Below are 17,557 nucleotides of genomic sequence, written 5' to 3' on the forward strand. Positions count from 1 at the left end.
GAACGTTTTCATGCTACTCTTTACTCTTCCCCGCCAAACCATTTTACTACCAGTTTTTCAAGTTCGCCATTTTCCTTCATTTTCTTCAACTCTTCGTTGAACTTTTTGGTCAGTTCACTGTTCTTTTTAAACGCAATAGCCGATCCTGCTTCTTCCGGGTCATCGGAGATTGCGAATCCTCCAAGTTCTGTTTCCTTTTCAAGGAAACCTTTTGCAACGGTATCTTCAATAATGATTGCATCGAACCTTCCAGATTTAAGTTCCTGGATTAAATCAGGCACCCTGTTCCGGTCTTCAATTTTGATTTTTACTTCTTTCTGGATTTCTTTAGCTTTATCATTCTGAATCGATCCAAGCTGTACTCCAACCGTTTTGCCTTCCAAATCTTCAAGCGCATTGATGCCACTGTCCTTTTTTGTAATAATCATATGGGAAGCAGTATAATAGATATCAGTAAAATCCACGTTCTTTTTACGCTTTTCAGTTGGCGACATTCCCGCAAGCACGAGATCAGCCTGGCCCGATTTTAAAGCTTGGACAAGACCGTTGAAATCCATATCTTTCACTTTGATTTCATAACCAAGTTTTTCGCCAAGCGCTTTAGCTAAATCAACATCAAAGCCAATGATTTCATTGCTTTTTTCAGTCTCGATATACTCAAAAGGCGGATAGTCGGCAGATGTAGCCATTGTCAGGATTTTCTTTTCCCCTTCCTTGCCACCCTTGGCGTTGTCGTCCTTCGAGCCACAGGCAGAAAGGATGCCCGCCAATAAAATCGCTGTTAAAAATAAAATAATGCCCTTCTTCATTGATGCTTTCCTCCTATAATTTGCAGAAAATTTAGGTTCTAGTGGATACCTACCCCATTTGCACTACGATAAATCACAGTTTAACTGTCTTTAAACTCTTAATAATTATTCACATTTATGAATTTTAACACGTTTAGATAATTATGCAATACTATTTTAAAAAATTTATTTTTTATTTATTTCCTCTATAACGATAAAGTTCAGTAGTCCGGCCTAGTGATTAATAACGAAACCAGCCTTGGAAATTACTATACCCAAAAACAGAAAAAAGCCACTCACGCGGACGTGAATGGCTGGTAAAATCGATTAGAATTCTTCACAATACTTATCAAATGTCTGCTGGAGCTTCTGTACAACGGACATCGGGTCGAAGCCTTCGATGTCATGGCGCTCAATCATCGCGCAGATTTCGCCGTCTTTCAGTAATGCGAACGAAGGGGAAGATGGCGGATATCCCGTAAAATAGCCTCTCGCTCTTTCGGTTGCTTCCTTATCTTGGCCAGCAAAAACCGTGACCAAGTTATCCGGCCGCTTATCATAATGAATGGCGTGCGCTGCGGCAGGCCTCGCAACTCCGCCGGCACAGCCGCACACAGAATTGATCATGACAAGGGTTGTTCCTTCCCTCTTAAGCGCGCCATCAACTTCTTCCGGAGTTTTCAATTCAGTATACCCCGCTGAAGCAATTTCCTGCCGAGCCTGGCGGACAACATCATTCATAAATAAATTAAAATCCATATTCAATGGAATCACTCCCTGTTTTTCCTGAAATACAAAATCTATTACTATCATACAGCGCAAACGCAATGTTTTCAATTAAAGAGAAATTTCTCGCTGGAAATGTTTAGCTCGTACCCACACGGGGAAAGGTAGAACTACAGCTAGATCCATACCCCTAAACTCCCTAATTTTTTGGATAGCATCTTGGATGCTATCCGCTTTTTTTCTCTCAGGAACTTTTTAATGGAACGTATGCAAGTCTAAACAATGCGATGCATGAATAAAAAAGGAGCGGATAGACATCCTCTCCTCTTTCTCCAAAAGCATGGTTATTGCTTATAAAAAGCCTCAAATAACTCATCCGCCGCGCCAGCCGCCGTCTTCGCGCCATTTAAGACGTCATTTTCGATTTGGGGCAGCAGCTTCTTTACGCCTTCATTCTGATAAAAACTATAATGAAGGTGATCGGATATGACCGAATGCAGCCAATTCCGCAGCTGGCCGTTGCGCCGTTCGCCAAACACCCCCGAGGCTTCCACTGTCCTCCTGAAATCCTCCACAACGCGCCAAACATCCCGAATGCTTTTACCAGTGATGGCTGAACAAGCCATCGCCTTCGTTTCCCAGCCCGGTGTCGCTCGCTGCAAAAAATGGAGGATTCGTCTGTATTCAAGACAAGTTTTATCAGCCAGCGGCTCGTTTGCGCCGTCTGCTTTATTCACGATAATCGCGTCAGCGAGCTCCATGATTCCCTTTTTCATCCCCTGTAGTTCATCCCCGGCCCCTGTAAGTACGAGCAGCATAAAGAAATCAACCATTTCCCTTACAGCCACTTCACTTTGGCCCACTCCGACCGTCTCGATGAGAATGATGTCAAATCCAGCTACTTCGCACAAAAGCAATGATTCCCTTGTCTTCCTGTGCACTCCGCCAAGTTTTCCCCCGGAGGGAGAGGGCCTAATGAATGCAGCCGGCCTTCGGGACAGGCTTTCCATCCTCGTTTTATCACCGAGTATGCTGCCGCCGCTGACAGTAGAACTCGGATCGACCGCAAGGACAGCAACCTTATGGCCTATATCACATAGGTAGGAGCCAAACGCTTCAATGAACGTACTCTTTCCTGCGCCAGGAACGCCTGTTATTCCAATGCGGATCGATTTGCCGTTGTATGGAAGCAATTTTTGTAAAAGAGCCTGCGCCTCCCTGAAGTGGTGTGCTGCATTGCTTTCCACTAGAGTGATTCCCCGGGCTAGCGCACTTCTGTCTCCCTTTAAAATACCCTCGGCCAGCTCATCAATCCGCAAACCGGCATTACTTTTTTTCCTGAACTGCTTTTTCTGGCCCATTCTTCCATCGAATCCCATCAAAGCTCAACTTCCTCATAGCCAAGAGCTTCATAAATAGCCTTGATGACTTTTTGTGCGGCGACAGGTATGACAGTGCCAGGCCCAAAAATAGCGGCGGCTCCATGATCGTATAAATATTGATAATCCTGGGCAGGAATGACTCCGCCAACAATAATTAAAATATCGGGCCGCCCAAGCTTTTTCAATTCCGCTGCCAGCTCTGGAAGAAGGGTTTTATGTCCGGCCGCAAGCGAACTGAATCCAACAGCATGTACATCATTTTCGACAGCCTGCATCGCCGTCTCGGCCGGGGTCTGGAACAGCGGTCCAATATCGACATCAAAGCCTAAATCAGCGAAAGCGGTCGAGATGACTTTTGCCCCGCGGTCATGTCCGTCCTGCCCCATTTTCGCTATCAAGATCCTTGGCCTTCTTCCTTCATTTTCAAGGAATCCATCGGTCATTTCCTTCACGTTTGCGATTTCCTCTTCATTCGAGAAAGAAGAGCTATATACTCCGCTAACTGAGCGGATGGCCGCGCGATGGCGGCCTGCCGCCTTTTCAACCGCACTTGATATTTCTCCGAGTGTGGCGCGCGCCCGCGCCGCTTCAACGGCAAATTCGAGAAGGTTTCCTTCCCCGCTTCGGGCAGCTTCCTCAAGATGGGCAAGCGTTTTTTCCACAGCCTCAGCGTCCCGGCCAGCCTTTAATTCTTCCAACCTTGCAATCTGTTTATTCCTGACCGCAGTGTTGTCTATATCCAATATTTCCAATGGCTCTTCGGATTCAGTTTTATATTTATTTACTCCAACAATGACTTCCTTGCCCGAATCAATTCGCGCCTGTCTGCGGGCGGCCGCTTCTTCAATTTTCATCTTTGGCAGCCCCGTTTCTATTGCTTTGGCCATCCCGCCAAGTTCTTCGATTTCTTTAATATGTTCACTAGCCCGTTTAATGAGTTCGCCGGTTAGGGCTTCTACATAATAGGAGCCCGCCCACGGATCAATCGTTTTCGTAATCCCCGTTTCCTCTTGAAGGTAAAGCTGGGTGTTCCGGGCGATCCGCGCCGAAAAATCGGTTGGAAGCGCGATGGCTTCATCGAGAGCGTTCGTATGGAGTGATTGGGTATGCCCCATCACAGCCGCATGGGCTTCAACTAGCGTGCGCATGACATTGTTGAAAGGGTCCTGCTCTGTGAGGCTCCATCCGGATGTCTGTGAGTGTGTTCTTAGTGCAAGAGATTTTTCATTTTTCGGATTGAAGCTTTTCATCATTTTTGCCCAAAGGAATCTGGCAGCCCGCATTTTCGCCACTTCCATAAAATAATTCATCCCTATGCCCCAGAAAAAACTCAGCCTTGGCGCGAATGAATCAATATCAATGCCCGCCTTCAATCCTGTCCTGACATATTCAAAGCCATCCGCTAGTGTATAGGCAAGCTCAATATCAGCAGGTGCGCCGGCTTCCTGCATATGATAGCCGGAAATGGAGATGGAATTGAATTTCGGCATATACTTTGATGTATAGCTGAAAATATCAGCGATGATTTTCATCGACATCTCCGGAGGATAAATATACGTATTGCGGACCATATATTCTTTCAAAATATCATTTTGGATCGTTCCCGACAGCTGTTTCCTGCTGACGCCCTGTTCCTCCGCAGTGACAATAAAAAAAGCGAGAATCGGAAGGACCGCTCCGTTCATTGTCATTGATACGGACATCTGATCGAGCGGAATCCCATCAAAGAGGATTTTCATATCAACGATTGAATCAATGGCGACCCCCGCTTTGCCAACGTCCCCAATGACACGCGGATGGTCGGAATCATACCCACGGTGGGTTGCCAGGTCAAAAGCAACAGACAATCCTTTCTGTCCCATCGCCAAATTCCTACGATAAAATGCGTTGCTTTCCTCAGCGGTTGAAAAACCCGCATATTGGCGCACAGTCCAGGGCCTGTTCACATACATCGTCGGATAAGGTCCGCGTGTAAATGGAGGAAGGCCTGGTTTGTCATCGAGATGCTCTAGTCCTTCTGTGTCCATTTCCCCATATACAGGTTTGAGCATAATCCCTTCATTTGTCTCATAAAGAAGATCATCAATTTTTTTGCCGGTGAGCTCTTCAATCCGGCATTTCAGCTTATCTGCGCCGTCATGACTGGCGGAGCCAAAAAGAGAAGCATTTTGAAAGTCAGGCTTTTTCATCAATTCCCGCAGCCTCCATTTCCCCAAGCAAAAAATCCAGGAACTCGTAGCAATTGCTTTTCAGATGAATAAATTGCTTTATGCCGGCGCTAAGCCACTCTTCCTTATTCTCCGGCAGCCCGGCCAGATAAAAAGAGTAATCTGGAAAACTCTGCTTTAATTTACTAAGCAGTTCAAACCCAGTTTCCTTATACCTTTCATCATTGGAGCAAAGGCAAAATCGGCTCAGCCCGGTTTTCACAATAAAATTCTCTGCTTCACCGATAGAAAATATTTCCCCGCTTCTTACTGCGCGAATACCGCCGGGAGCCAGAAAGCCATCGATGAAATCAGCACGCTGCTTACTTTCCTTCGGACTTCCGAGGCAGATTAGCCCCATGGCCGTCTTTTGGCCGGCATCTTCCAGCATTGCCGCTCTAGAACGAAGCGCCTCAAATGGAACGGAAAGCCTTGTCTGCTCCACCGCATCCCCTTGAGCTAATTTAGAACCGCTAGGCATTTTTATTTCATTGGAAAGATTGGCGTAAAAATTAGTGCCAACAATACTTTGTTTTCTTGATTTAATATCAGACATTCTCATTTCCAGGGTGGATGCAATCTCTTTTTGGAGCCAGCCGGATTCGAGTGTACTTTGAATTCCGCCTAAGGAATCAATTTTGCCAAAAAGTTCCCATGCCTTTTCAGCCAATTGTTCGGTAAGATTTTCAATGAACCAGGAACCGCCGGCTGGGTCGGCGACTTTATCAAGTTGTGATTCTTCCTTGAGAATCAGTTGGATATTCCGGGCGATTCTTTCAGAAAAAGGCGAAACGCCTTCGAGGCTGTTAAAAGGCTCAACATGTAAGTAATCAACTCCGCCCAGCACAGCAGCAAATGCCTCACTTCCGGATCTCAAAAGATTCACGTGTGGATCAGCCAACGTGAGTGTAAACTTTGACGTTTCCGCCGCCATGACCATGCCCCGGGACGTTTGGTCCGCGCCGTACAGTTCTCCGATTCTGTTCCAGATCAGCCGAGCCGCCCGAAGCTTGGCAATTTCCATATAAAAGTTCCCGCCAACGGCAAATTTGAAAACCATTTTACCGAAAATTTCGTTGAGCTCCATTCCAGCTTGACGAAGCTGTTCAATATAAAATACTCCCCCTGCCGCCGCGGCAGCCAATTCCTGTACCGCGTTCGCTCCGCCATTGTGGTAGATGCACGTATCGACCATTACAGTGCGCAGAACGGGATGTTTTTTTGAAAAAGCCGAAATGATTTCTCCCCATTTCCGCAAGTCTGCCTTAAAGTCTCCCTTCAATGCCATTTGGGAGACAGGATCGGAAGAGATATATCCTTTCAATTTGGCCGTCCCGATTTTTGCTTCAAGTGAGTTCATGAACTCTTCCTGAAATTTTCCGGCATTGACGGCAAACGTCCAGTCCTCCGCAAAAGCTGCCGCGGCGCTGGCTGCAGCCGATATTTCCTCCTCAAGTTCAAAAGAAATGGCTGTCTGGCCTTTAGTAAAACTATCGGCGATCTTCACAGCCAAGTCGTCCACGTTGTTCCAGTGAATTAACTGAGCAACCCGCCAAGCTTGGCCTTGATAGCCACGCGGATTCGTTCCCCGTCGTAAATCCGGGCTTCCTGGCCAGCCTGCATCTTTGGCATCCTCTTTAGAATAAAGCGGTTTCAATTCTATCGATTCGTATGTAGTGCTAGTCAGGGTATCAATTGACTTGCCTTTCAATGTTTGCTCAGCTTTTTCTTTCCAGTCTTCCATTGTTTTGCCTGGAAACCGGTAAGCCATGATTTGGTCTATTCCCATTGTTTCCGTCCCCAGAATGGAGACAGTCCCCCCTTTCGCTTAGACATCTTGAAAACATGACATGAAAATAAAAATTCGCTGCCTTTATTGTAGTACAGCCCCAACAGTGAGGCAACGAGGAAGCAAGATTGAGCAATGCCCGCCTCCATCAGGAAGCGGGCATGTTGTTGGTTAGTAAACCGATGTATTCGCCTTTGAAGTATTTTCAATAATCTCTTTTACCCTCTGAAGGAAACGGCCACAAACCAGCCCATCCAGAACGCGATGGTCAAGTGACAGGCAAAGGTTAACCATGTCACGTACCGCAATCATGCCATTATTCACGACAACAGGCCGCTTTACAATTGATTCGACCTGAAGGATGGCTGCCTGAGGATAATTGATGATGCCCATCGACTGGACAGAACCGAAAGATCCAGTGTTATTGACCGTAAATGTGCCGCCCTGCATCTCATCCATTGTCAGCTTCCCAGCCCGTGCCTTCGCGGCGAGCTCGGTGATTTCACGGGCGATGCCTTTAATTGTCTTTTCATCGGCATGCTTAATGACCGGAACGAAAAGCGCATCTTCAGTCGCCACGGCAATCGAAATATTGATGTCTTTCTTTTGGATAATTTTATCTCCTGCCCACATCGAATTGATCTGCGGGAACTCCTTCAGCGCCTGCGCAACCGCCTTAACGAAAAAGGCAAAGAAGGTCAGGTTGAAGCCTTCTTTCTTCTTGAACTCGTCTTTTAGGGAATTCCGGTATTCCACCAGGCCTGTCGCATCTACCTCGACCATCGTCCAGGCATGTGGGGCTTCGTGCTTGCTTCTCAGCATATTGGCCGCTATCGCTTTGCGGACCCCTGTGACCGGGATTTCAATATCGCCAGGCATGGAAGAAATTGAGGCTGGAGCGGCCGATTTGGCAAGAAAAACCGCAGTCGATTCGGAAACAGGAGCTGCCGCCGCCTTGCTTGCTGCCTGCTCAGCCTGTTTTGGTTCATCCTTGCCAGCAACCGGAATGTTCCCGGTTTCAATCAGTTTCAAAAGGTCCTTACGGGTAATGCGGCCACCGGCCCCGGTTCCTGATACTTTGGAAAGGTCAATGCCGTGTTCCTGTGAAAGCTTTAAAACGGCTGGCGAGTAGCGGGCCTTGCCGGCATTTTCAGCCGGCGGCGCCTCCTCGCGTTTTGTTCCTGCTTCCGGTTCCGCTCCTTTGTCTTCTGCAGCCTGAATGGGCTCTGAAGATTCTGCGGCTTCCCCACCTTCAATATCAATCGTGCAAATAATTTCACCGACTGCAAGCGTCTCTCCCTCGCCGGCAACTAGCTCTTTGATGGTTCCGGAGAACGAAGAAGGAATCTCCGCGTTCACTTTATCTGTCATGACCTCTGCAAGCGGATCATATTTATTTACTTTATCACCAGGGGAAACAAGCCATTTACTGATTGTACCTTCGGTTACGCTTTCTCCCAACTGAGGCATTTTAATTTGTTCAACTGCCAAATGAGGTCACTCCTTCATTCTTTTTCAGGGGAACAGCCATTAAAATTCTGCAAGCTCCCGCATGGCTTTTTCAACTTTTTCAGGATTCAGCATAAAAAACTTCTCCATCGTCGGCGCATATGGCATTGCCGGTACATCCGGACCCGCCAGCCTTTTAATTGGCGCGTCAAGCTCGAACAGACAGTTTTCAGCAATAATGGCCGAAACCTCGCTCATAATGCTGCCCTCCTTGTTGTCTTCTGTCACCAGGAGGACTTTCCCTGTTTTCGAAGCAGCTTCAATGATCGCTTCTTTATCCAGCGGGTAAACCGTTCTTAAATCAAGGACGTGCGTAGAGATACCGTCCTTTGCAAGCTTTTCCGCCGCTTGTAGAGCGAAGTGGACACAAAGGCCGTATGTGATGACAGTAATGTCATCGCCTTCCCTCTTCACATCCGCCTTGCCGATTGGAAGCGTGTAATCCTCAGCTGGAACTTCGCCTTTTATTAACCGATACGCGCGCTTATGTTCAAAGAAAAGCACAGGATCTTCATCACGGATGGCAGCCTTCAGCAAGCCTTTTACGTCATAAGGCGTAGAAGGCATGACAATTTTCAATCCGGGCTGATTGGCAAAAACCGCCTCAACCGACTGGGAATGGTATAAAGCGCCATGGACGCCTCCGCCGTAAGGAGCCCTTATCACAATCGGACAGCTCCAGTCATTGTTCGAACGGTATCTGATTTTGGCCGCTTCCGAAATAATCTGGTTGACAGCCGGCATAATAAAGTCCGCGAACTGCATCTCGGCGATTGGGCGCATTCCGTACATGGCAGCGCCTATCCCGACACCCGCAATCGCTGATTCCGCGAGCGGCGCATCAATGACACGTTCTTCCCCGAACTGATCATACAGTCCCTGGGTCGCTTTAAAGACTCCGCCCTTCAGGCCGACGTCTTCGCCAAGCACAAACACCTTCGGATCTCTTTCCATCTCTTCACGAATCGCCATTGTGACTGCATCTATATAAGAAATGACCGCCATTTATGCTTCCCCCTGACTTTCCGCATAGACATATTTCAACGCATGCTCCGGATCTGCATACGGCGCTTTCTCGGCATAATCAGTCGCTTCATTGACTTGCTTCATAATCCGGTCGTTGATTTTCTTTTCCAATTCATCGTCAAGGATACCCGTTTCTTTCAGATATGCGCCAAACGTGATGATTGGATCCTTAGTTTTGGCGTCGGCAACCTCATCAGGGGCGCGATAAGCTCTGTCATCATCGTCCGAAGAGTGGGCCGTCAGGCGGTAGGTGACCGTCTCGACTAGAGTTGGGCCTTCCCCGCGCCGTGCCCTGTCGGCTGCTTCTTTTACCACCCGATATACCTCAAGCGGATCATTACCATCGACCGTTACCCCTGGCATGCCATAACCGATCGCACGGTCGGAAACCTTTTCACAGGCTAGCTGCTTTTCAATCGGCACTGAGATGGCATATTTATTGTTTTCACACATGAAGATAACCGGGAGCTTATGTACTCCTGCAAAATTGGCCCCTTCATGGAAGTCTCCCTGATTGGACGATCCTTCGCCAAAAGTAACAAATGTAATAAAGTCCTTTTTCTCCATTTTACCGGCAAGCGCGATTCCTACAGCATGTGGAACCTGGGTAGTGACCGGTGATGAGCCGGTGACAATCCGGTTTTTCTTTTGACCGAAATGGCCAGGCATCTGGCGTCCACCCGAGTTTGGGTCTTCCGCTTTTGCAAAGCCGGACAGCATCAACTCTGTTGGCGTCATCCCGAAAGTCAGGACAACCCCCATATCCCTGTAATAAGGAAGGACATAGTCCTTTTCCTTGTCAAGGGCATAGGCAGCGCCAACTTGCGCCGCCTCCTGCCCCTGGCATGAGATGACAAAAGGAATTTTTCCAGAACGGTTCAAAAGCCACATCCGCTCGTCAATGCGGCGGGACAGCAGCATAGTTTCGTACATCTCTAGAACAGTTTCATCACTTAAACCCATGGAATGGTGGCGATTTTCTGCCATTAAACAATTACCTCCCTGTGTTCGTATTCAATAGCACCCGGACGGATCAGGAATGAAGCGCCCGTCCGTCTACCGCCAGCGCGGCTTCCCCTATAGCCTCGGACAGTGTTGGGTGTGGATGGATCGTATGGGCAATTTCCCATGGAGTCGCATCCAGAACTTTAGCAAGACCTGCTTCAGAAATCATATCTGTGACATGAGGCCCAATCATATGGACACCAAGCAGGTCATCCGTTTCCTCATCGGCGATGATTTTTACAAATCCGTCCGATTCGCCATAAACAAGTGCTTTACCAATCGCTCTGAAAGAGAACTTCCCTGTTTTCACCTTGAATCCTTTTTCCTTGGCTTCTTCTTCAGTAAGGCCGACACTCGCTGCTTCAGGGCTGCTGTAAATGCATTTGGATACTAGCGTATAATCGATTGGCTGCGGATCCTTCCCGGCTATATGCTCGACCGCGGTGATCCCTTCGTGGGAAGCGACATGGGCAAGCTGCAGCCCCCCAATACAATCGCCAATGGCATAAATGTGTGATTCTTTAGTCTGAAAATATTCGTTAACGGCGATAAAACCTTTTTGCACTTCAATCTCGGTATTATCCAGGCCAATCCCTTCCGTATTCGCCTGGCGGCCGACTGAAACAAGGATTTTTTCTGCTTTGTATTCCTTGACAGTTCCTTTTACTTCAGCTGAAATGGAAGCGCCTTCATCTATAGAAAGTGTTTCAGGCAGTACTTTTGCCCCTGTAACAATTTTAACGCCTCGCTTTTTCATTAGCCGCTGCATTTCCTTTGATATTTCATGATCCTCAGTAGGAATAATTTTCGGCGCATATTCGAGGACTGTCACTTCGACGCCGAAATCGGAAAGCATCGATGCCCATTCAATCCCAATGACTCCTCCGCCCACTATAATGATGGAGGAAGGAAGGGCTTGAAGCTTTAGTGCTTCGTCAGACGAGAGGACGACCTCCCCATCAATTTCCAGGCCAGGGAGTGAACGAGGCCTTGAACCAGTCGCCACGATGACGTTTTTCGGAATCAGCATTTCATTTTCTTCGCCGTTATTCATTTCAACAGAAATGGTTCCCGGCATCGGGGAAAAAATGGAGGGACCGAGAATCCGGCCTGTTCCTTCATACACATCAATTTTCCCTTGCTTCATCAAATGCTGAACACCTTTATGCAACTGGGAAACGATTGCATCCTTACGCTCCTGTACTTTTGCAAAATCAAATGTCACATCTGAAGCGTAAATCCCAAATTTCTCTGCTTTCTTCGCGGTAGCATAAACCTCGGCGCTTCTTAGGAGAGCTTTGGAAGGGATACAGCCATTGTGCAGACAGGTCCCTCCCAGCTTTCCCTTTTCAACAATCGCTGTTTTAAGGCCTAACTGAGAAGCCCGGATTGCCGCCACATAGCCACCGGTTCCCCCGCCTAAAATGACCAAATCATATTCTTGAGCCATTCGTATTGCCCCCTGTTAAGTAATTGCGGATTTGTATTTATTTGAATTTGGATATAATTTCGCCTGCTCTTCTCCCCGAAGTACTCTTAGTGCTCCTTCAGCAAGAGCCTGGAGTTCATTTTCACCAGGATGGACAATCACATCCGAAATCCAATTCACTCGTTCGGTAATCATGTTTACAAAGGACTTTCCGTATGCAAGCCCTCCTGTCAGGATAATCGCGTCCACCCGTCCGGCCAGAACAGCGCTGGCAGAGCCGATTTCCTTGGCAACCTGATAAGCCATTGCCTGGTAAACCTTCGCGGCCTTTTTATCCCCTTTTTCAATCATCTTTTCGACTTTTAAGGCATCATTGGTGCCAAGATAGCCCACAAGGCCGCCCTTCCCGACTAGCTTTTTCATAATTTCTTCGCGGTAATATTCACCCGAGAAGCAAAGGTTCACAAGATCACCAGCTGGAACCGTGCCCGCGCGTTCGGGGCTGAAAGGCCCATCGCCGTGAAGTCCGTTATTCACATCAATGACTCTTCCGCCCTTATGGACCCCTACTGTGATTCCGCCTCCCATATGGACGACGATTAAATTGAGTTCCTGATAATGCCCGCCAAGCTCCCTGGCCACTCTTCTGGCAACAGCTTTTTGATTGAGGGCGTGGAAGATACTTTTCCGTTCAATGAGGGAAAAACCCGAAATTCTCGCTATTTCATCAAGTTCATCCACCACGACCGGGTCAACGATGAAGGCGGGGATGTTAAGGCCTTGGGCGATTTCGAATGCAATGATGCCGCCAAGATTGGACGCGTGCTGTCCGGAATAACCGGATTTCAAATCGTCCAGCATCAACTCATTGACCGCATACGTACCGCCTTCAATCGGCCTCAGCAAACCCCCACGTCCGCAAACCGCGCTTAATTTTGAAATATTGATTCCTTCATTATCAAGTGTTTCCAGAATGGTTTCTTTCCGGAATCCATATTGATCAATGATGCTGTCAAAAGTATTTATCTTTTCAGAGTCGTGGCGAATTGTTTTTTCCAATATCGGACGCTCGTTGTCAAAGATGCCAATCTTTGTTGAGGTAGAGCCCGGATTAAGGACCAGGATCCGATAATCTTTGTTCTGCACCATTCGGGACCTCCAGAAAGCTGATGTATAACATTTGCCGGAAACATCAGTTTCCGGCATTTATGGAAGAGAAATTATTCCGCTTCTTAACGTCTGCTTAAGATATGGTGGCCATTTTGTAAAAACTGGCTCCGGGAATTACGCATCCTTTCGATCCGTTCTTCTGCCATTCTGTCCGCTGCCTTATAAGTAGGGATGCCATCCCTCTTCGCAATGTTGATAACTTTTTCGATGTTTGTATAGATCGTTTCAATCTTTTTCATTGCCCGTTCATGGTTATAGCCATAAAGTTCATCAGCTACATTGATAACACCGCCGGCATTGATGACATAATCAGGGGCATAGACGATGCCAAGTTCATGGATCATATCTCCATGGCGAGTGTCTTTCAGCTGGTTATTTGCAGAACCGGCGATGACTTTTGCCTTTAACTGTGGAATCGTCTCGTCATTAATGACGGCACCAAGCGCACATGGAGCGTAAATGTCGCACTCAACCCCATAAATTTCATCCGGATCGACTGCTTTTGCTCCAAATTCTTCAACTGCCCTTTGGACAGCTTCTTTGTTGATATCTGTGACGATGAGCCTAGCCCCTTCTTCATGCAGATGGCGGCAAAGGCTGTATGCAACATTTCCGACCCCCTGGATGGCTATTGTCTTGCCTTCAAGCGAGTCCGAACCGAAAGCTTCATTTGCAGCTGCTTTCATTCCACGGAAAACTCCATATGCAGTCGCCGGTGAAGGATTTCCAGATGAGCCGAACGCAGGCGAAATCCCTGTAACATAATCAGTCTCCTCATGGATCAAATCCATATCCGCGACAGTTGTGCCCACATCTTCAGCAGTTATGTAACGGCCGTTCAACCCTTGGATATAACGCCCAAAAGCCCTGAACATTTCTTCATTTTTATCTTTTCTCGGGTCGCCGATGATCACTGTCTTACCGCCGCCAAGATTCAGGCCCGCGGCCGCATTTTTATAGGTCATACCTTTCGCAAGGCGCAATGCATCCTCAATCGCCGCTTCTTCCGACTCGTATGTCCACATCCTTGTACCGCCCAGTGCCGGCCCCAATGTTGTATCATGAATGGCTATAATGGCTTTTAACCCCGATTGTTTGTCCTGGCAAAATACTACTTGCTCATAATCATATTGTTCCAAGTATTTAAAGATTTCCATTTTTGTTCCTCCTTAGACTTGTGTTTGTGTTGCTGAGCAAAGCGCCACTGCTAATGAATAAAGCTTACTTTCCGAAGAATCCGCCCTTGAGGTCAGAATGATCGGAGCTTTGGCGCCGCAAATGACAGCGCCGACTTTCGCCCTTGCAAAATAGACAAGGGATTTGTAAAGGATATTACCCGCTTCAATATTGGGAACTAGCAGAATATCCGCTTTTCCAGCGACGTCGCCGCTAATCCCTTTATGTTCCGCGGCAAGTGTTGAAACTGCATTATCGAGGGCGAGCGGACCATCAATCAGGCACCCGCCAATCTGGCCCCTCTGGTTCATCGCGGCAAGTGAAGCGGCATCAAGTGTTGCCTGCATCCTGGGATTTACTGTTTCCACCGCGCAAACAGGCGCCACTTTCGGGTATTCAATTCCCAGTGATTGCGCTAGATTTGAAGCATTTTTGACTATGGCCGCTTTTTCCTCCAGCGTAGGAGCAATATTCATGGCTGCATCCGTGACCAGAATCGGCCTTTCATAACCAGGAACCTCAAACACTGCTGTATGTGAAAGGATGCTGCCTGTCCGCAGGCCGGATTCCTTATCCAGCACTGCCTTCAAAATCACTGACGTTTGGACATTTCCCTTCATCAAGACATTGGCTTTTCTTCCGCTGACTGCCTGGACTGCTTCCCTGGCTGCGTCCTTTGCACTAGTGCAATTATAAATGGTGATCGCTTCATTCTCCAATAATTCAGGATGGCCCTGTTTAAGCAAGGAAATGATCTTTTCCTTGTTTCCATACAGAAGAAAATTTGCAATACTTCGCCTAACAGCCTCGGCAACCGCCTCTAACACTTCACGGTCTCCGGCTTCCGCGACCGCAACGCATTTTTTGCCTTGCTGCGCCGCTTTTTCAATTAATCCTTCAAGGAACATTATGTACAATCAACCCCTTTATCGGCAACCGACCCCCGTTTAACTATAATGCAAGTTTCGTGCCAAGATGTTAGAACTTGTTAAAAAGTCCCGATGGATGTCTCGTTCTGTTAACAAATACAATGGCACCACAGTTCAAATCGAAAAAGAAAAATTTATTAACTGAAACCGATATTGCAGATTTTTGCAAAATTATTCAAAGTATGCAAAATTTTGCATGCATCATTATTCAAGACGATACTTTTCAAGTTTATAATACAGATTCCTTATCGATAAGCCCAGGAGTTTTGCCGCTTTGGTCTTGTTCCCGCCAGATTGGGCCATTGCCTGGCTGATAATGGCGGCTTCATACTTTTCAAGCATCTCGGTGAGTGGTAATGCGGATTGTTCCAAATCCGGCATCCCACTGTGATCCTTTTCGTTCTTTTCCCGATTTTTCATTTCAGGAAGGTGCTTTACATCTATAACCGTCTCACTATATCCCATAAAAATGATTGCCCTGCCGAGCACATTTTCTAGTTCCCTTACGTTTCCAGGCCAATGATATTGCTTTAAATGAAGAAGGGCCGCTTCAGTGACGCCTTCAACATTTCTTCCATAATCCCGGTTAATTTTTTGGATCAGCCGGTCGCATAACAATGGTATTTCTTCTATTCTGTTTCGGAGGGGGGGGATATGGATGGGCAGGCGATTAATCCTGTAATACAAGTCCTCCCTGAATGTTGAAGCAGCAATCCCTTTTTCAAGATTGACATTTGTCGCAGCAATAATCCGAACATTGATCGGCACCGGTTTCGTACCACCAACCCTTATAATTTCTCTTTCCTGCAGCACTCTTAATAATTTCGCCTGGGTACTAGCCGATAATTCTCCAATCTCATCAAGGAATATGCTGCCATTATTCGCTTCTTCGAAAAGACCCCTTTTTCCGCCGCGCCTTGCTCCCGAAAAAGCCCCTTCTTCATAGCCGAAAAGCTCACTTTCCAGAAGCGATTCGGACAATGCAGCGCAATTCACCCTGACAAATTTATTGAATTTCCTATCGCTCGCATTGTGGATCGCATGGGCGAAAAGTTCTTTTCCTGTGCCTGATTCCCCCCGCAACAAAACCGTAGCAGGAGTCTTGGCCGCCAATTTTGCCTGTTCAATTGCCAGAAGCATTTCTTCCGACTGTCCGATTATATCTTCAAACGTATATTTGGCTTCCAATGTCCTAATAATTTGCCGAGCTCTTGTCAGTTCCCTATTCAATGACTGGATCTCCGACATATCATGGATGACGCCTACACTTCCTTTAAGCTTTCCCTCAACAATGATAGGTGCGACGTTTACGACAACCTCTTTTTTATTTGGTCCCACTCTCATTGGAACCCCACGTACAGGCCTTCTTGTCTGAAGGACCTTCATATGCATGCTTTCGCCTTCAGAAATATCAGCGGTGGCCGGCTGGCCAATGACTTGGTCCCTATTGAGCCCGGTTATTCGGTTATAGGCAGGATTGACTAGAATTCCGCGGCCCTCTTCATCGACAACTGAAATGGCATCATCACTTGACTGGATGATTGCTTCAAGCATCGTTTGAATTTCTTTCAGGTTTGTTATTTCTTCCGCAAGACGGACAACCTCTGTAATGTCCTTGAAAACCGCGAAGGCTCCGATCGAATTATCGTTTTCATCAATTATCGGAATTCGTGTAGTAATGATTTTCGTTCCATTTCCGAGAACCATTTCCTGATTCGCCTCGGTTTTTTTCGATTCCATTACGATAGGAAGCCTACTGGCCGGAATGACTTCCAGCACATGTTTACCGATTGCACGCCGGCGGTCGACATTAATCATTTCAGCTGCCCGCCTGTTCAACAAGGTAATAATTCCTTTTTTATCGATGACAACCATGCCATCGTCGGTTGAATTAAAAATCAAATCATGCTTATTCGTCTCGTTCTTTAGCCGTTCAATCAAATCCTCTTTCTCTTCCATCAGTGTGGAAATCAGAAATGCAACACTTCCCGGTATAAGAATCGTTTCCCTGGGTACAGTTTGCCTTAATTCAGGGAAAACCTCCGGGTTACCAGTGACATCAATGACGATATCGATTTCCTTGCCGATGAACGGCTTCCAGTCAGTACCTGTTGAAATGCCTTTTCTCTTTGCAAGCAAAACTCCCGGCGCATCAAGATTTCTATCCACGACTGCCTTAACATTGAGGACTTCGGTTTCTTTCAGCATTTTTAAAATGGCGGTTCCGCCCTTGCCTGCGCCGATAATCATGATTCCCGGCAATTCCCTGTCCCCCTTTAAGAAGAGTTCCTTTACTCTGGCAAACAATTTCATGTTTTAATCAATAAAGCCTGCAACCTTTTTCATGTTTATTGTATCTTTTCTCAACCTTCTTGACAAATTTGAATCTTGGACTATGATTTTGCTGAAGAGGAATAACCC

Annotated in this window: 13 protein-coding genes; all 13 read right to left on the reverse strand. The window is 47.0% G+C overall.

What is annotated here, in order from left to right:
* Nucleotides 1-20 precede the first annotated feature (20 nt).
* The 13 genes from BN1002_RS12660 to BN1002_RS12720 all read right to left on the reverse strand — a co-directional run bounded on the left by BN1002_RS12660 (nt 21) and on the right by BN1002_RS12720 (nt 17,398).
* Nucleotides 21-809, reverse strand: a complete 789-nt coding sequence (locus BN1002_RS12660; protein WP_048825387.1) for a transporter substrate-binding domain-containing protein — start codon at nt 807-809, stop codon at nt 21-23.
* Nucleotides 810-1,115: 306 nt separating this feature from the next.
* Nucleotides 1,116-1,553 carry a BrxA/BrxB family bacilliredoxin gene (locus BN1002_RS12665; RefSeq protein ID WP_048825388.1) on the reverse strand — a complete coding sequence of 146 codons (438 nt, stop codon included), beginning with the start codon at nt 1,551-1,553 and terminating at the stop codon, nt 1,116-1,118.
* A gap of 305 nt (nt 1,554-1,858) precedes the next feature.
* Entirely contained in the window at nt 1,859-2,893 is a 1,035-nt protein-coding gene (gene meaB / locus BN1002_RS12670; protein ID WP_048825389.1) for a methylmalonyl Co-A mutase-associated GTPase MeaB, read from the reverse strand.
* Nucleotides 2,893-5,085: a methylmalonyl-CoA mutase gene (gene scpA, locus BN1002_RS12675; RefSeq protein WP_048827927.1), complete on the reverse strand. Its 2,193-nt coding sequence runs from the start codon at nt 5,083-5,085 to the stop codon at nt 2,893-2,895. The genes meaB and scpA overlap by 1 nt, the downstream gene beginning before the upstream one ends.
* The gene (locus BN1002_RS12680) at nt 5,072-6,892 is read right to left on the reverse strand and encodes a methylmalonyl-CoA mutase family protein (protein ID WP_048825390.1); all 1,821 of its coding nucleotides are present in this window, start codon (nt 6,890-6,892) and stop codon (nt 5,072-5,074) included. The genes scpA and BN1002_RS12680 overlap by 14 nt, the downstream gene beginning before the upstream one ends.
* A gap of 171 nt (nt 6,893-7,063) precedes the next feature.
* Nucleotides 7,064-8,383, reverse strand: coding sequence for a dihydrolipoamide acetyltransferase family protein (locus BN1002_RS12685; RefSeq protein ID WP_048825393.1), 1,320 nt, complete (start codon nt 8,381-8,383; stop codon nt 7,064-7,066).
* Nucleotides 8,384-8,422: 39 nt separating this feature from the next.
* Nucleotides 8,423-9,406 carry an alpha-ketoacid dehydrogenase subunit beta gene (locus tag BN1002_RS12690; RefSeq protein ID WP_048825395.1) on the reverse strand — a complete coding sequence of 328 codons (984 nt, stop codon included), beginning with the start codon at nt 9,404-9,406 and terminating at the stop codon, nt 8,423-8,425.
* On the reverse strand, nt 9,407-10,414 hold the full coding sequence (locus BN1002_RS12695) for a thiamine pyrophosphate-dependent dehydrogenase E1 component subunit alpha (RefSeq protein WP_048825397.1): 1,008 nt from the start codon (nt 10,412-10,414) through the stop codon (nt 9,407-9,409).
* A 46-nt stretch (nt 10,415-10,460) separates the two neighbouring features.
* Nucleotides 10,461-11,882 (reverse strand): dihydrolipoyl dehydrogenase, encoded by a 1,422-nt coding sequence (gene lpdA, locus BN1002_RS12700; protein WP_048825398.1) that lies wholly within the window; start codon nt 11,880-11,882, stop codon nt 10,461-10,463.
* A 15-nt stretch (nt 11,883-11,897) separates the two neighbouring features.
* The gene (buk, locus tag BN1002_RS12705) at nt 11,898-13,010 is read right to left on the reverse strand and encodes a butyrate kinase (RefSeq protein ID WP_048825399.1); all 1,113 of its coding nucleotides are present in this window, start codon (nt 13,008-13,010) and stop codon (nt 11,898-11,900) included.
* An 83-nt stretch (nt 13,011-13,093) separates the two neighbouring features.
* The gene (bcd, locus tag BN1002_RS12710) at nt 13,094-14,188 is read right to left on the reverse strand and encodes a branched-chain amino acid dehydrogenase (protein ID WP_048825400.1); all 1,095 of its coding nucleotides are present in this window, start codon (nt 14,186-14,188) and stop codon (nt 13,094-13,096) included.
* Between the two features lie 12 nt (nt 14,189-14,200).
* Complete coding sequence (yqiS, locus tag BN1002_RS12715; RefSeq protein WP_048825401.1) at nt 14,201-15,115, reverse strand: phosphate butyryltransferase; 915 nt, start codon at nt 15,113-15,115, stop codon at nt 14,201-14,203.
* A gap of 225 nt (nt 15,116-15,340) precedes the next feature.
* Nucleotides 15,341-17,398 carry a sigma-54 interaction domain-containing protein gene (locus tag BN1002_RS12720; protein ID WP_148362772.1) on the reverse strand — a complete coding sequence of 686 codons (2,058 nt, stop codon included), beginning with the start codon at nt 17,396-17,398 and terminating at the stop codon, nt 15,341-15,343.
* Nucleotides 17,399-17,557 lie beyond the last annotated feature (159 nt).

Origin of the sequence: Bacillus sp. B-jedd (assembly GCF_000821085.1) — a bacterium.
In the GTDB taxonomy this organism is placed as follows: domain Bacteria; phylum Bacillota; class Bacilli; order Bacillales; family Cytobacillaceae; genus Bacillus_D.

What these genes read in the sequence shown, in the direction of transcription:
- BN1002_RS12660 (WP_048825387.1), bottom strand. Translation starts at nt 809, where the DNA reads ATGAAGAAGGGCATTATTTTATTTTTAACAGCGATTTTATTGGCGGGC.
- meaB (WP_048825389.1), bottom strand. Translation starts at nt 2,893, where the DNA reads ATGGGATTCGATGGAAGAATGGGCCAGAAAAAGCAGTTCAGGAAAAAA.
- scpA (WP_048827927.1), bottom strand. Translation starts at nt 5,085, where the DNA reads ATGAAAAAGCCTGACTTTCAAAATGCTTCTCTTTTTGGCTCCGCCAGT.
- BN1002_RS12680 (WP_048825390.1), bottom strand. Translation starts at nt 6,892, where the DNA reads ATGGGAATAGACCAAATCATGGCTTACCGGTTTCCAGGCAAAACAATG.
- BN1002_RS12690 (WP_048825395.1), bottom strand. Translation starts at nt 9,406, where the DNA reads ATGGCGGTCATTTCTTATATAGATGCAGTCACAATGGCGATTCGTGAA.
- BN1002_RS12695 (WP_048825397.1), bottom strand. Translation starts at nt 10,414, where the DNA reads ATGGCAGAAAATCGCCACCATTCCATGGGTTTAAGTGATGAAACTGTT.
- lpdA (WP_048825398.1), bottom strand. Translation starts at nt 11,882, where the DNA reads ATGGCTCAAGAATATGATTTGGTCATTTTAGGCGGGGGAACCGGTGGC.
- buk (WP_048825399.1), bottom strand. Translation starts at nt 13,010, where the DNA reads ATGGTGCAGAACAAAGATTATCGGATCCTGGTCCTTAATCCGGGCTCT.
- bcd (WP_048825400.1), bottom strand. Translation starts at nt 14,188, where the DNA reads ATGGAAATCTTTAAATACTTGGAACAATATGATTATGAGCAAGTAGTA.
- yqiS (WP_048825401.1), bottom strand. Translation starts at nt 15,115, where the DNA reads ATGTTCCTTGAAGGATTAATTGAAAAAGCGGCGCAGCAAGGCAAAAAA.